A 14451-nucleotide genomic window follows, 5' to 3' on the forward strand; every position below is an offset into this window, starting at 1 on the left:
CCCTTCCACACCGGAGCTCAGCGACCCTTCCACACAGGGGGTCGCTTCTCGGCGAATGCGGTGGCGCCTTCACGCGCGTCCTCCGAGGTGAACACGGGCGCCATGATCTCCATCTGCTTCGCGAATGCTTCGTCGCTCGACCAGTCGGCCGAGCGGACGATGATCTCCTTGGTCGCCGCCACGGCGAGCGGTCCGTTCGCTGTGATGCGCTCGGCCAGTTCGAATGCACCCTCGAGTGCCCCACCGGGTTCGGTGAGACGATTGACGAAACCGTATCCGTAGCCTTCCTCGGCGGTGAACGCGTCCCCGGTGAGGGCGAGTTCGAGGGCCTTCTGGTAAGGGATGCGCGACGGCAGGCGCAGCAGGCCACCGCCACCGGCGACGAGGCCGCGCTTGACCTCCGGGATGCCGAACTTCGCGTCCTTCGCGGCGACGACGAGGTCGGTGGCCAGGACGAGTTCGGTTCCGCCGGCGAGGGCGAATCCTTCGACGGCGGAGATGAGCGGCTTGCGCGGCGGCGCCTCCGTGAAGCCGAGACCCTTACCGGGCACGACCACGTTCTCGCCTGCGACGAACGCCTTGAGGTCCATGCCCGCGCAGAAGTTGCCGCCGGCGCCGGTGAGCACACCGACCGACAGGGAGTCGTCGCTGTCGAGCTGGTCGACCGCCTGGGCGAGCGCGTGGCTCACGGCGGCGTTGACGGCGTTGCGCGCCTCGGGCCGGTTGATGGTGATGACGAGAACGCGATCGCGTCGTTCGAGCAGGACTACGTCGGACATGGACACACCTCTCCACTACGAAAAATGCCGGTTCATCGGGTTACAGGCTGTATACCGGACGGGAACCTGTTGCAGGGTTCACGACACCCGGACGGCGATCTGATCGACGAAGCCCTCGTCGTCGATGCGCACCTGATCGCCCGTGCGGAACCAGCCGTCCTCCGTGAACGTCTCGTCCGTGGCGCACGGATCGCGCCAATAGCGGCGGGCCACGCTCGGTCCGCGACAGAGCAGTTCGCCGACACCGTGTTCGGCATCGGGCCCGAGCAGCGCGATCTCGATCCCTCCGAACGGCACTCCGACACTGCGGGGATGGCGGGAGCGGTGTTCCGAGGGCAGCAGCAGACCGATCCCTCCCGTCTCGGCGACTCCCCAGCCGCGCACACACCGCGAGGTGGGGAAAGCTGCGCGGAGGTGCCGCCACGGTGCGCGGATCACGCGCGATCCCGAGACCACGACGGTTCCCCCGGAGGCGAGGGTGGGCAGCAACTGGACGCTGCATCCGACCGCCGTGGACAGCGGCGCCGTCAGCACGGTCCGTACGCCGTCGCCGACGAGATCCATTGCGTGGGCGACGGCCTCGATCGTCGACAGCACGTTGGTGTTCGTCAGTTCGACGCCGCGCAGTCCACCACCGGCGACGCGCACGTAGTAGAGCACCGCGAGCTCGTCCGGTGACGCACCTCCGTCGAGGAAGGCGACACCGTCGGGCAGATCGGAGTCCAGGGTGAGGACCGCACCGCTGTGGACCCCGATCTCCGACGTTTCCTCGGGGCTGCAGCTCGGGTCGGGGAGCACCGGAACACCTCCGGCAAGGACCACGCCCAGGAACCCGATCAGCCAACGGACCCCGTTCGGCTGACAGACGACCACCCGGTCGGTGGGGCCGACCCCCTGATCGAGGAGACCACCGGCGACGCGGGCGGCGGCGGCCCACAGTTCGCGGTAGGTGAGTGCGCGGCCGCATCGGTCGACCACCGCGACGCGGTTCGCGAAACGCAACGCACTCCGATCGAGCAGCTCGGCGATGCACGGCTCCAGGCAGTCGTACTGGAGGATGCCGCTGTCGCGGCGAGTGACCCGATCGTCCCGGAGCCAACGACTCCCTGCCGGAATTTCCACTACGGCCACCGACATGCCACCTCCCACCCGGCGTGCGTGCCTGCACTATATGGCGTGGATCACAGCCATGTGAGGAAACGGCGGGTCACGGACAACCGGGGAAGGTGCCGCAGGGTGGTCGCTGGAACGTCCGTCAGGCGCTCGCTGCCGCCGAACGCTCCTCGGCGGCACGCTGTTCCTTCTGGCTCGCGGGACGGTCGAAGGCGAGCGCGGCCACGAGCCCGATGAGCAGGATGCCGGCAGGAAGCCACAACGATTCGGCCATCGCCGCGGCGAACGGTTCGTGCAGGGGCTCCGGCAGGACGGAGCCGGACGTCTCCATCTCCGGCGCCCCTCCTCCCCCGCCGACACCGTTGGCGCTCAACCGCGCCGCCATGATCGCACCGAGAGCGGCACTCCCCATCACCGCGCCCACCTGACGCGTCGTGTTGTACACACCGGAACCCGCCCCGGCCCGGCTCGGTGCGAGACCGTTCGTCGCGGTGGCCGAGAGCGGCGACCAGATGCCCGCGTTCGCCACCCCGATCAGGGCGATCGGCAGCAGCAACTGCCAGATCTCCGCGTCGGGGGTCATCACCAGCGCGAGCCAACCCAGCCCGATCGTGAGCAGCGAGAAGCCGGTGCCGGCGATCAGCCGCGGATGGACCCGGTCGACGAGCCTGCCCACGAGCGGCGCGAGCACACCACTGAAGACCGCCATCGGCACCATGAGCATCGCGGCGCCGGTCGGGCTCAGACCGCGCACCGACTGGGCGTAGAACATGATCGGCAGCATGACGCCGGTGATGGCGAAACCCATCGTCGCGATACCGATGTTCGCCAACCCGAAGTTGCGGTCCCGGAACAGCGACAGCGGTACGAGCGGTTCACCGCGGTTGAGCGACTGCTGGACGACGAACACGACGAGCAACACGATGCCCAGCCCGATCAGCACCCACACGCGGGCGGTCCACTCGAACGAGTTGCCCTCCTGGATCCCGAACACGAGGCAGAACAGGCCGGCGCCGCTGAGCAGCATGCCGAGCACGTCGAACCGGTGCGGGCTCGTGGGCAGCACCGGCACGTACCGCACTGCGAGCGCGAACCCGACGATCCCGACGGGCACGTTCACGAAGAAGATCCATTCCCAGCCCAGCCCGTCGACCAGGACACCGCCGGCCAGCGGCCCGACGAGCGTCGCGACCCCGGCCACGGCGCCCCACAGGCCCATCGCGGTCCCGCGCCGCTCACGCGGGAAGATCCGGGTCACCACGGCCATGGTCTGCGGCGACATGAGCGCCGCGCCGAATCCCTGGAACACGCGGGCGACGATGAGCATCTCGATCGTCGACGAGAAACCGCACCACAACGACGCGATCGTGAACAGCACCAGCCCGCAGAGGTAGACCCGGCGCTGACCGAAGCGGTCGCCGAGGCGGCCCGTCACGAGCAGCGGCACCGCGTAGGCGAGCAGATAGGCGCTCGTGACCCACACGACGGCGGCGATGTCGGCCCCGAAGGTCCGCATGATCGCCGGGTTGGCGACGGCGACGATCGTGCTGTCCACCAGGATCATGAAGAAGCCCAGGCACAGAGCGCCCAACGCCGCCCAGCGGGCACCGTCGGACATCTCCACCGCCACATCGGACCCGCGTTCGCGCGTGTCCACCCCGCTGTCGTCGCTCACCGGACCTCTCCCCTCGTCGGCGGTCTACGGTAGCGGGGTGGACCCGCACATCTCGAGCATCGCCGCCCTCGCGTGGTGTCGTGCACTGGGCCTACCCGACGGCGCACTCGTCGAACCCGGGTGCGTGACGCGTGTCGACGACTCGTTCCGCGACGTCCGACTGCTCGCCGTGGGGCGCGCCACCGCGATCGTCGGACCCGACGCCGCGGTCTCCCGCCTCGCGGCCGAACCCGACCCGGCCGAGATCGATGCCCCGAACGCCGAGCTCGTCGTCGCAGGCCACGCGGGTCGCACGGAGATCCTCGCCCTGTGCACCGACTGGATCGACGCGACACGCGTCGAGAACCCGCTCATCTCCGACGACCCCGAGGACCTCGCCGAACTGCTGCGGTGCTGCCCGCCCGACGACGTCACCGAGGCCGAACTGTCGCCGACCGGGCCGTCGCGCGTGTTCGTATTGCTCGACGACGATCACCGTCCCCTCGCCGGCGCGGCCTACAGCGAACTCGGGTCGTTGCTGGCCGATGTGCGGGTGCTGACGACACCGCCGGCGCGCCGGCTCGGGCTCGCCTCGACGGTCGCGACGCTGGCGACCCACGACGCGCTCGACGCCGGACTCGTCCCGCTGGCCCGCATGCGCCGCGACAACCGCGGTGCCCGGACGGTCGCGGCGGTGTCGGGATACGACATCTGGGGAACCCTCGTGACGGTTCGGGTTCCACCCGGGAAGTGACGAGTGTGCACGGAAGGATGCGTAGGTGACCGAGAACAAGTACGTCGAGCCGGGTGCGGAGTTCGCCCGCGACACCAACTACATCCGAACCCGCGTCACCGCGGACGGGCGCGACGGCTATCCCGTCGAGTCGGGGCGGTACCGGCTCGTCGCCGCCCGGGCGTGCCCGTGGGCCAACCGCACCCTCATCGTGCGGCGGCTGCTCGGTCTCGAGGACGCTCTGTCGCTGGGACTGTGCGGCCCGACGCACGACGAGCGCAGCTGGACGTTCGATCTCGACCCGGGCGGGGTCGACCCCGTCCTCGGCATCCCGCGACTGCAGGACGCGTACTTCGCGCGATTCCCCGGATACGACCGCGGCATCACCGTCCCGGCCGTCGTCGACGTGCCCACCGGGCAGGTCGTGACGAACGACTATCCGCAGATCACCCTCGACTTCTCCACCGAGTGGACGCAGTTCCACCGCGAGGGCGCCCCGGATCTGTATCCCGAGGAGCTACGAGGCGAAATCGACGAGGTGGCCGAGCTCGTCTACCAGGACGTCAACAACGGCGTGTACCGGTGCGGTTTCGCCGGTTCGCAGGAGTCCTACGACAAGGCCTTCGACCGTCTCTTCGCCCGCCTCGACTGGCTCGAGGAACGCCTCGGGGCGCAGCGCTATCTCGTGGGCGAGACCATCACCGAGGCCGACGTGCGCCTGTTCACCACGCTCGTCCGGTTCGATCCCGTCTACCACGGGCACTTCAAGTGCAACCGGAACCGGCTCGCGGACTTCCCGGCGCTGTGGGCCTACGCGCGCGATCTGTTCCAGACACCCGGCTTCGGCGACACCATCGACTTCGTTCAGATCAAGCAGCACTACTACCTCGTGCACACCGACGTCAATCCCACGGGCATCGTGCCGAAGGGACCGGACCTGTCGAACTGGCTCGATCCGCACGGCCGTGAGGCGCTCGGCGGGCGGCCGTTCGGGGACGGCACACCGCCGCCCCCGCCGCGTCCGAGCGAGGTGGTCCCCGAAGGGCACGGCACGGTCGCCCGCTGATCCCCTGCGACGCTGACCCCCCTGCGACGGTTCCTACGGCCGGCGGGGCCGGTAGGTGCCGATCGTCCAGTACACACCGTGCGGGTCCCGGCAGGTGAACCCGTGCGATCCGTAGTCCTCGTCGCGGAGTTCGACGGTCACGGTCGCGCGGACCGCCGGGTCCTCCGCCTGCGCCGAGGCGAGCACCCTCTCGTACAGGGCATCGACGGTGACGTCGTCGGGAAGCACGAGATAGGCGGCGCCCCTGTCGGCGTGCTGGTCGAGCGGCGACCCGCGACCGGTCGAGCCGAGCATGACCCCTCCGCCGTGCGGCCAGAGCAGGGCTGCGTGGTCGACGCGATCCCCTTCCCCGTAGACCTCCGCTTCGGCGAACCCGAGGGTGTCCACGAGGAAACGGATCGCGCCCCGGGCGTCGGTGTAGGCGAAGCACGGCCACACCGTGTCGACGGTGGGTGTGAGGGTGGTCGACTGCTGCGTGGAATTCGTTGTGTACGTCATGTCTCCGAGTGTCGGCCCGGAACCCCCCGGTCGTCTTGGACGAATGGGAACACCTCGTCCTCGAGCCACCGCGACGGCGGGACGCCCGCCAGATCGCGCCAGTCGCGGGCGAGATGCGCCTGGTCGTAGAAGCCGCACTCGGCGGCGACATCGGCGAGGCGGCGGCCGGGGTCGGCCCGCAGCATCCGTCGCGACCGGTCGAAGCGCGCCACCCGGGCCACGTCCTTCGGGGACAGTCCGAACTCGGCGGCGCACCGGTTCGCGAGGTGTCGCCTGCTCCATCCGAGTTCGTCCGCAACAGCGCGGACCGGGCGAGCCGGGTGCGTCACGAGCAGGTGCCAGGCGTGGACGAGGTGCCCGTCCGGACTCGTCGACCGTGCGGCGACCAGGCGGCGGGTGAGAATCCGGTCGAGGACGGCGAACCGCTCGTCCCACGATTCGACCGCGGAGATCCGGTCGAACAACTCCCGGCCGTCGGCGCCGATGACGTCCTCGAGATCGACGGCCCACAGCCCGAGCGCGGCGGCGGGCACACCCAGCAGGGCGCGCGCACCCGCGGGGGTGAGCGCGAGTTGGATCCCGTGCTGCCGGCCGTGGTGGACGATGGGCACCGGTTGCGTCGACAACCCTCCGGCGAGCGCGTCGAAACGTTCCGGGCACCGTCCGTCGCCCCGCGAGAGTTCGACGGGTTCGGAGATCGTGAGGATTACGGTGACCTCCGGAGAGGGCATACCCAGATGGGTCCCCGACGGGAAACCGTCGAGCCGATACCCCTCGTACGACCGTACGTAGGGTGTCAGCAGGGGTGTCGGACGCCGCCTGGCGCCGTCAGACTCACCGACTGCGGACCCGGTCATGGCACCAGCGTAGTGAGAGCAGTCCGGAAGACAAGAGCACCGGAGAACAGGGGCACGATGAGCAACAAGGCAGGCGTCGCAGAGGCCTTTATCGTCAAGATGCTGGACAACGGCGCGAGGCTGCAGGGCCCTGCGGTGGCCAAGTACGTCGATCTCATGCGGCGCTCGCACCCCGACGAGTCCCCGGCGCAGATCATCGAGCGGCTCGAGAAGCAGTTCCTGCTGACCGTCACCGGCAGCGGGTCCGCGGCGGGCGCGACCGCAGCCTTCCCCGGCATCGGGACACTCGCGGCCATCGGCGCGGTCGGCGCCGAGACGGCCTTCTTCTTCGAGGCGTCCGCGCTGCTCACCCTGGCCATCGCATCGGTGCACGGGATCGAACCCCACAACCACGAGCAGCGCCGCGCGCTGGTGCTCGCCGTCTCCCTCGGTGACGCCGGCCGGGAGATCGTCGCGACCGCGACCGGCGCGTCGCTGCGCAACTGGCCCAAGGCGCTGACCACCGGCGCGGGCGGCACCCAGCTGAAGACGCTGAACAATTCCCTGGTCAAGAAATTCATCCGCCGGTACTTCGCCAAGCGCAGTCCGCTGCTGATCGGCAAGCTCGTCCCCGCTGGTATCGGCGCCGCGATCGGTGGCGTCGGCAACCGTGCGCTGGGCAAGCGCACGATCCAGAACGCCCGCGACGCCTTCGGTCCACCGCCGGCCGCGTGGCCCGTCGCACGTCCCGTCCTCCCGGCGAGCGGAGAGGCACCGGCGCTCGACACCGGTGTTCCGGTCCCGAAGGACTGACCGTGCCGGCCGACGGGAAGGTGTTCGTACGGGAGTCCGGTGCGGGACCACGCACCGTCGTTCTGCTGCACGGCTTCTCCGATCACGGCGGTACGTGGTGCAAGGTCGCGCCGGCGATCGCCGAACGGCACCGGGTGCTCGCGGTCGACCTGCCCGGTTTCGGACGTAGCGCGCAGCACTGGGAGACCCCCGTGCTCGACCACTATGTCGACGTCCTGGACGAGCTCGTCGACGACGTTCCCGAACCGGTGTCGCTGGTCGGGAATTCGCTCGGTGCGGTCACCGCACTGGTGTTCGCGTCGGTCCACCCGTCCCGGGTCGACCGCGTGGTGCTCGCCGACATGCCGGGTCTCGCCGGGATCCCCCGGTGGTGGACGCAGGGTGCACGCATGCCGATCGAACTGTCGCGCCTGCTGCCCGCTCCGGTGATGCAGCAGGCCATGGGTGCCCTGTACGCGCGGGCCGCCGTGCACCGGCGCGGCACCTTCGACCGGGCGGCGCGCACGGCGTTCGCGGCGAACTACGCGACCCGCGAGCAGGTCGACACGCTGCTGACCGTGGGCCGGCACGCGATCGGTGAGCTCGGCCGACTGCCGATCCCGGAGATGGTGCACGCCCTCGACATGCCGGCCCTGCTGGTGTGGGGTGCACAAGACCGGTTGACGCCCGCTCACGCCGCGCGACGGGTGCAGGCCGGCGGCCGGAGACGGGTGGTGATCATCCCCGATGCCGGGCACTGTCCTCAGCTCGACGCGCCCCGCGAATTCCTCGACGCCGTCCTGCCCTTCCTCGACTGACCCGTAAGCTCACGGCGACCGCGGCACCAAGCCGCACCCATATCTCGACGACGCGGGGGTCCGAATCCGTGACAGCACCGTCAACGCAACCGCCGTACGGCACACCCGATCCCCGGGTGCCCTCGGGGGCACCGGGCGCGGGGATCGCCGTCCACGGCCTGAACAGGACGTTCGGTGACCACACGGCCGTATCGAATCTGTGGTTCACGGTGCCGCCGGGCTCGATCACCGGCTTCCTCGGACCCAACGGATCGGGCAAGACCACCACCCTCGGCATGATGCTCGGCCTCGTCCGGCCGAGCGCCGGGAACGCCTTCGTCGACGGCGTGCCGTTCACCTCCCTGCAGCAGCCTGCACAGGTCGTCGGAGCGGTGCTCGACGCGCGCAGCGCCCACCCCAAACACCGGGCGCTGACACACCTGCAGATCTACTGTGCCGCGATCGGCGTGCCCGACGAACGGGCGAGGCAGATGCTCGACCTCGTCGGCCTGGGGTCGGTCGCGCGGCGTCGCATCGGGGAGTTCTCCCTCGGCATGCGGCAGCGACTCGCCCTGGCGACGGCCCTGCTCGGACAACCGCGTTATCTCGTGCTCGACGAACCGGCGAACGGACTCGACCCCGAGGGCATGGCCTGGCTGCGCGACTTCCTCCGCGCATTCGCCGCCAACGGCGGGACCGTGCTGATCTCGAGCCACATCCTGCGGGAGATCGAGCAGATGGCCGACCGCCTCGTGATCATCGCGAACGGTCACCTGGTCGCGGAGACCTCGATGACCGATCTGCGCGACGCCTACCGCTCGCGGGTGTTCGCCGCGGCCTCCGACCCGGCCCGCCTCGCGACCGCACTCGCCGCGGCCGGGCACACCGACGCGCAGGTGCAGCAGGACGGACGGCTCGCGGTCGTCGGTGTGACTTCCGACCGCATCGCCGAGATCGCCGCGACCGCGGAGGTGACGCTGTTCGGGACGAGTGTCGAGCACGTCGATCTCGAGCAGGTCTACCTGGCGATGACGGCCGGTCGCTACGCGGCCGCGCCGGTCGCGCAGTATCCGGGGCACGGAGCCCACCATCCGCCGGGCGGGCAGTATCCGCAGGGCCCGCAGTACCCGAGTGCCCAGCAGCACCCGCAGGCCCAGCCGTATCCGAACGGCCAGCAGTATCAGCAGTACCCGACCGCACAGCAGTACCCGCAGTCGCAGTGGGGACAGCCGAACCGACCGCCGACCGGGCAAGGAGGTCCCACCGCATGACCGCGCTTCTCACCGCCGAGTTCCGCAAGGTCCTGAGCCTGCGCTACTGGTGGATCCTCGGCATCGCACCGCTGCTGGTGGGACTGTTCTGCGGGGCGCTGACGCTGCCGGTCGCGCGGCAACTCGAACTCGGCTTCGGTGACGGTTTCGCCGAGGCCGTCGCCGCCGCGGTCGGCATCTCCCTCTCGTTGTCGCTGGTGTTCCTGTTCGCCGCGATCTTCGGCGCGGTGGCGACGGGCAGCGAGTTCGCGCACCGAACGATCGTGACGACCTTCCTCACCGCGCGGGGACGCGACCGGGTCGTCGGCGTGAAGTTCGCGACCGTCGCCGTGATCGGGCTGCTGTACTGCATCGTCACGGAAGTCGCGGCGGCCGCGACGCTCGTGTTGTTCGGTGGGGGCTTCGACGGTGCCGACCTCGGATCGGTCGCCAAGGTGATGGGCATCGGTCTGTTCTGCGCGCTGATGTGGTCGCTCATCGGAGCGGGGCTGGGTCTGCTCACACGGTCGACGACGGGCAGTGTGCTCGCGATCTGCGCGTGGGTGCCGTTCGGGGAGCTGATGGTCTCGGTCGTCCTGCACGGTCTCGGTCTCGGCGCGATCGCGTCGTACCTGCCGGCGCAGGTGGCCTGGTACGTGCTGTTCTCCGCGGTGTCGATGCCCGAGGACGTAACACTCGAGATGACGTGGCCGGCGGCCCCGCTGCTCCTGCTCCTCTGGACCGTGGTGCTGGGCGGCCTCGGCTGGTGGCGCGCCCGCACCGCCGACGTCGTCTGACACGTTCGATCACCTGCGTCACCGGCCCTCCCCGAGCGGCTTCGACGTGCCCTGTCGGCGCTCGGCGCTAATGTCGGTTCGATGGCACACGACCCGATTCCGCGCTCGCCGGGATGGATTTCCCGGCTCGTCGCCGAATGCCTGAAACACCGCAGAACAGCCGTCGGGGCGCTGGCCGTCACCGTCGTCGCCGCCCTGATCGACATCACCTTCCCACTGCTGACGAAGGTCGCGGTCGACAGCGCGACCGGGCAGGGCGACGTGCCCGCCGACGACCTGCGCCTGATCGGGCTGGCCGCGGCTGCGATCGCGGCAGGTGCGGTGATCCGGTTCGGCTGCCAGTACGGGCGCCGCATGCTCGCCGGACGCCTGTCGCTCGACGTGCAGCACGACCTGCGGTTGCGCCTGCTCGGCTCACTCCAACGTCTCGACGGCCACGGTCAGGACCGCATCCGCACGGGTCAGGTGGTCTCGCGGTCCATCACCGACCTGCAGCTCGTGCAAGGGCTGCTCGCGATGGTGCCGATGTCGGCGGGTGCGCTGCTGCAATTCGTGCTCGCGCTGGTGATCATGACGACCCTCTCGCCGCTGCTCACGCTGGTCGCGGTGGTCATCGTACCGATCATCGCGGGTCTCGTGCGGGTCGTGCGCCCGAGGCTGTTCGCCGCGACCTGGTCGGCGCAGCAGCGCGCGGCCGATCTCGCCCAGCACGTCGAGGAGACGGTCACGGGCGTGCGGGTCGTGAAGGGATTCGGGCAGGAATCGCACGCGGTCGACCAACTCGAGGAGCACGGTCGCAGGCTGTACGCGGAGCGTCTGCGTGCCGCCCGGATCAACGCGTGGTTCTCGGCGCCGATGGGTGCGATCCCGCAGTTCGGGCTCGTCGCCACCATCGCTCTCGGCGGCTGGCTCGCCCTCGAGGGCGGAATCACCGTGGGCACCTTCGTGGCGTTCACCGCCTATGTGGCGACGATGACGGGGACGACCCGCACCCTCTCGCAGGTCGTGATCATGGCGCAGCTGTCCCGCGCCGCCGTCGAGCGGGTGTACGAGGTGATCGACACCGAACCCGACGTCGCCGATCCCCCGCATCCCGTCGAACTGCCCGACGGTCCGCTCGGGGTGCACCTGGAGGACGTGACGTTCGGCTTCGACGACGACCGGGACGTACTGCGCGGCCTCGACCTGGAGATCGCGCCCGGCGAGACCGTCGCGATCGTCGGCCCGGCCGGGTCGGGCAAGACCGTGCTGTCGCTGCTGCTCCCCCGCTTCTACGCGCCACACCGCGGGTCGGTGTGCCTGACCGCGGACGGCCGCGACATCGACGTCGCCACGCTCCGCGCCGACGATCTGCGCGGGGCGGTCGGCCTCGTCTTCGACGAGCCGTTCCTGTTCTCCGACACGGTCGCGTCCAACATCGCGCTCGGCCGGCCCGACGCGTCGGACGACGAGATCCGCACCGCGGCCGCGGCGGCACGCGCCGACGACTTCGTCGAGGCCCTCCCCGAGGGTTACGACACGGTCGTCGGTGAACGCGGCCTGACACTGTCCGGTGGGCAGCGGCAGCGGGTCGCGCTGGCGCGGGCACTGCTCGTCGATCCGCGGGTGCTGATCCTCGACGACGCGACCTCTGCGGTCGACGCCGAGACCGAGGCTGCGATCTACGGCGCGTTGCGGGCGGGTCGGCGCCGCACGACCCTCGTGCTCGCCCATCGGCGGTCGACGCTCGCACTCGCCGACCGGGTCGCCGTGCTCGACGAGGGACGCATCGTCGACATCGGGACGGTCGACGAACTCGAGGAGCGCAGTCCCGTCTTCCGGCGTCTGCTCTCGACCGACGACGACGCCGCACCGGCACCGGAACGCCCGGTTCCCGCCGGTGAGTTGTGGCCCGAGGAACCGGACGACGATGAGCCGTCCGGTACCGTTCGGAATCCTCCGGCGGTCGGTGGAGGTCGCGGCGGACCGGCGGGCAGTGGAGGTCGCGGCGGACCGGCGGGCAGTGGTGGCCGCGGCGGGCCGGTGTCCGGGGCGCTCGGCGCGGTGGCCCCGACCCCGGAACTGCGCGCGGCCGTCGACGCGCTTCCCCCGGCCACCGAGACCCCCGGACGCGATCCGGCCCTGCGGTCCGAGGTCCTGCGCCTGCCCGACCCGCAGTTCCGATTGTGGACGACGCTGCGCCCGGTGCGCGCACTGCTGGCGGTCGTCGTGCTGTGCCTGGCGGTGGAGTCGCTGACGAGCATCGCGTTCCCGTCGCTGGTGCGGTACGCCGTCGACCGCGGGGTGACCCCGGGCGATCCGTCCCGGCTGTGGCAGGCGACCGCCGCGGGTGTGGTGCTCGCGCTGCTCGGCTGGTTCGTGGTCGCGATCCTCACGGTGCTCACCGCGCGGGCGGGCGAACGGGTGTTGTTCGGGCTGCGCGTGCGCTCGTACGCGCACCTGCAACGGCTCGGGCTCGACTACTACGAACGCGAACTGTCGGGCCGGATCATGACGCGGATGACGACCGATGTGGACGCGCTGTCGCAGTTCATCCAGACCGGCCTGTCCACCGCGGTCGTGGCGGTGCTGACGCTCACCGGTATCTCGATCGCGCTGATCGCCACCGATCTGTCGCTGGCCCTGGTAGTGCTGGCGGTGCTGCCCGTGCTGGTCGGCGCGACCCTGTGGTTCCGGAAGGTCTCCGGGACGGCGTACGCGCAGTCCCGCGAACGCATCTCCCTGGTGAACGCGGATTTCCAGGAGAACGTCACGGGTCTGCGCGCCGCCCAGGCCTACCGCAGGGAGGAGACCGCGGCGCGGCGGTTCGCCGAGCGCGCGGAGGCCTATCGGCGCAGTCGCCTGCGGTCGCAGCGGGCCATCTCGCTGTACTTCCCGTTCATCACTTTCCTGTCCGATCTGGCGCTCGCGGCGGTCGTCTTCGTCGGCGCCCGCGAGGTGGCGTCGGGCGCGGTCGGCCCCGGTGTGCTGATCGCGTTCGTGCTGTATCTGAACCTGTTGTTCGCACCCATCCAGCAGTTGTCGCAGGTCTTCGACGGTTACCAGCAGGCGCGCGTCGGTCTGCGCCGGATCGGCGACCTGCTGCGGACCGAGAGCTCGCTCGAGTCTGCCGAGGAGGGCACGGTCGCCATCGCCGGGCACCTCCGCGGCGACGTCGACCTGCGGCAGGTGGGCTTCCGGTACAGCGAGACCGACCGTGACGCGTTGAGCGATGTGGACCTGTCGATCCCGGCCGGGTCGACGGTCGCCCTGGTGGGCCGCACCGGTGCCGGGAAGTCGACGGTCGTCAAACTGCTCGCCCGGTTCTACGACCCGACCTCCGGTTCGGTGCGGGTGGACGACACCGATCTGCGCCGTTACCGTCTGCGCGACTATCGGGGCCGGCTCGGGGTGGTGCCGCAGGAGGCGCACCTGTTCACGGGCACGGTGGCGACCAACATCGCCTACGGCCGGCCCGAGGCGACGCGCGAGGAGATCGAATCGTCCGCGCGCGCCGTGGGGGCGCTGGACATGATCGCGGGACTCGCCGGCGGCATGAACCATCCGGTGGGTGAGCGCGGTCAGGGTCTGTCGGCAGGGCAGCGTCAGCTCATCGCACTCGCGCGCGCCGAACTGGTGGACCCCGATCTTCTGTTGCTCGACGAGGCCACCGCGACCCTCGATCCCGCCACCGAGAAGGCGGTGCTCGAGGCGGGTGCGCGGGTGGCCCGCTCGCGGACGGCCGTGGTGGTGGCGCACCGTCTCGCGACCGCCGCACGCGCCGATCTCGTGGTGGTCGTCGACGACGGCCGTATCGTCGAGTGCGGGCCCCACGACGAGCTCCGCCGAGCGGGAGGTCTGTACACCACTTTGTGGCAACTCGCTACCGGTGGTCTCGTTCCGGAGGAGCCCGAGGTCCTGCTCACTTCGACGACGGAAGGATCGAACATGAGATCGTCCTCACGTTTGTAACGGGGTGCGCGCTGCGCCGATGCACCTTAGAGGGAATAATCGGCTCTCGAGAACCGTCATCGATGGAGACCCCATCGCACCAGATTGTGAGGTAGCCCACCGACATGCGCGGTCAGTTCGGATCGTCACATGCCACGGGCTAGCCTCATATTCACAGGCGCTCCGATCGGGTACCGAAGAAAGAA

Annotated in this window: 12 protein-coding genes; 7 read left to right on the forward strand and 5 right to left on the reverse strand. The window is 70.2% G+C overall.

Annotated features, from left to right (window positions below; translation table 11 throughout):
- Window positions 1-17: 17 nt before the first annotated feature.
- The 3 genes from K3M35_RS03870 to K3M35_RS03880 form a co-directional block, all read right to left on the reverse strand.
- On the reverse strand, window positions 18-779 hold the full coding sequence (locus K3M35_RS03870; RefSeq protein ID WP_193903393.1) for a crotonase/enoyl-CoA hydratase family protein: 762 nt from the start codon (window positions 777-779) through the stop codon (window positions 18-20).
- Window positions 780-857: 78 nt separating this feature from the next.
- A complete protein-coding gene (locus tag K3M35_RS03875) occupies window positions 858-1901 on the reverse strand; it encodes a class I adenylate-forming enzyme family protein (RefSeq protein WP_193903856.1) in 1044 nt (347 codons plus the stop codon).
- A gap of 133 nt (window positions 1902-2034) precedes the next feature.
- A complete protein-coding gene (locus K3M35_RS03880) occupies window positions 2035-3510 on the reverse strand; it encodes an MFS transporter (RefSeq protein ID WP_033097394.1) in 1476 nt (491 codons plus the stop codon).
- Window positions 3511-3604: 94 nt separating this feature from the next.
- On the opposite strand from K3M35_RS03880, the gene K3M35_RS03885 reads away from it, so the two are divergent.
- Window positions 3605-4300, forward strand: coding sequence for a hypothetical protein (locus tag K3M35_RS03885; RefSeq protein ID WP_024103467.1), 696 nt, complete (start codon window positions 3605-3607; stop codon window positions 4298-4300).
- A 25-nt stretch (window positions 4301-4325) separates the two neighbouring features.
- Complete coding sequence (locus K3M35_RS03890) at window positions 4326-5345, forward strand: glutathione S-transferase family protein (protein ID WP_220666014.1); 1020 nt, start codon at window positions 4326-4328, stop codon at window positions 5343-5345.
- Window positions 5346-5378: 33 nt separating this feature from the next.
- Here K3M35_RS03890 and K3M35_RS03895 read toward each other — a convergent pair whose 3' ends face one another.
- Entirely contained in the window at window positions 5379-5843 is a 465-nt protein-coding gene (locus K3M35_RS03895) for a VOC family protein (protein ID WP_039586280.1), read from the reverse strand.
- Window positions 5840-6700 (reverse strand): AraC family transcriptional regulator, encoded by an 861-nt coding sequence (locus K3M35_RS03900; protein ID WP_220666015.1) that lies wholly within the window; start codon window positions 6698-6700, stop codon window positions 5840-5842. Before K3M35_RS03900 ends, K3M35_RS03895 begins: the two co-directional genes overlap by 4 nt.
- Before the next feature lie 57 nt (window positions 6701-6757).
- Between K3M35_RS03900 and K3M35_RS03905 the strand changes: the two genes are divergently transcribed.
- The 5 genes from K3M35_RS03905 to K3M35_RS03925 all read left to right on the forward strand — a co-directional run bounded on the left by K3M35_RS03905 (window position 6758) and on the right by K3M35_RS03925 (window position 14266).
- The gene (locus K3M35_RS03905) at window positions 6758-7492 is read left to right on the forward strand and encodes a hypothetical protein (protein ID WP_006554327.1); all 735 of its coding nucleotides are present in this window, start codon (window positions 6758-6760) and stop codon (window positions 7490-7492) included.
- 2 nt (window positions 7493-7494) lie between these two features.
- Window positions 7495-8289, forward strand: coding sequence for an alpha/beta fold hydrolase (locus tag K3M35_RS03910; protein ID WP_220666016.1), 795 nt, complete (start codon window positions 7495-7497; stop codon window positions 8287-8289).
- Window positions 8290-8405: 116 nt separating this feature from the next.
- Complete coding sequence (locus tag K3M35_RS03915; RefSeq protein WP_220666143.1) at window positions 8406-9539, forward strand: ATP-binding cassette domain-containing protein; 1134 nt, start codon at window positions 8406-8408, stop codon at window positions 9537-9539.
- Entirely contained in the window at window positions 9536-10315 is a 780-nt protein-coding gene (locus tag K3M35_RS03920; RefSeq protein ID WP_220666017.1) for an ABC transporter permease, read from the forward strand. The genes K3M35_RS03915 and K3M35_RS03920 overlap by 4 nt, the downstream gene beginning before the upstream one ends.
- Before the next feature lie 81 nt (window positions 10316-10396).
- Window positions 10397-14266 carry an ABC transporter ATP-binding protein gene (locus K3M35_RS03925; protein WP_220666018.1) on the forward strand — a complete coding sequence of 1290 codons (3870 nt, stop codon included), beginning with the start codon at window positions 10397-10399 and terminating at the stop codon, window positions 14264-14266.
- The last annotated feature ends 185 nt before the right edge of the window (window positions 14267-14451 follow it).

Origin of the sequence: Rhodococcus sp. DMU2021, assembly GCF_019641445.1 — a bacterium.
Classification (GTDB): Bacteria; Actinomycetota; Actinomycetes; order Mycobacteriales; family Mycobacteriaceae; genus Rhodococcus; species Rhodococcus pyridinivorans.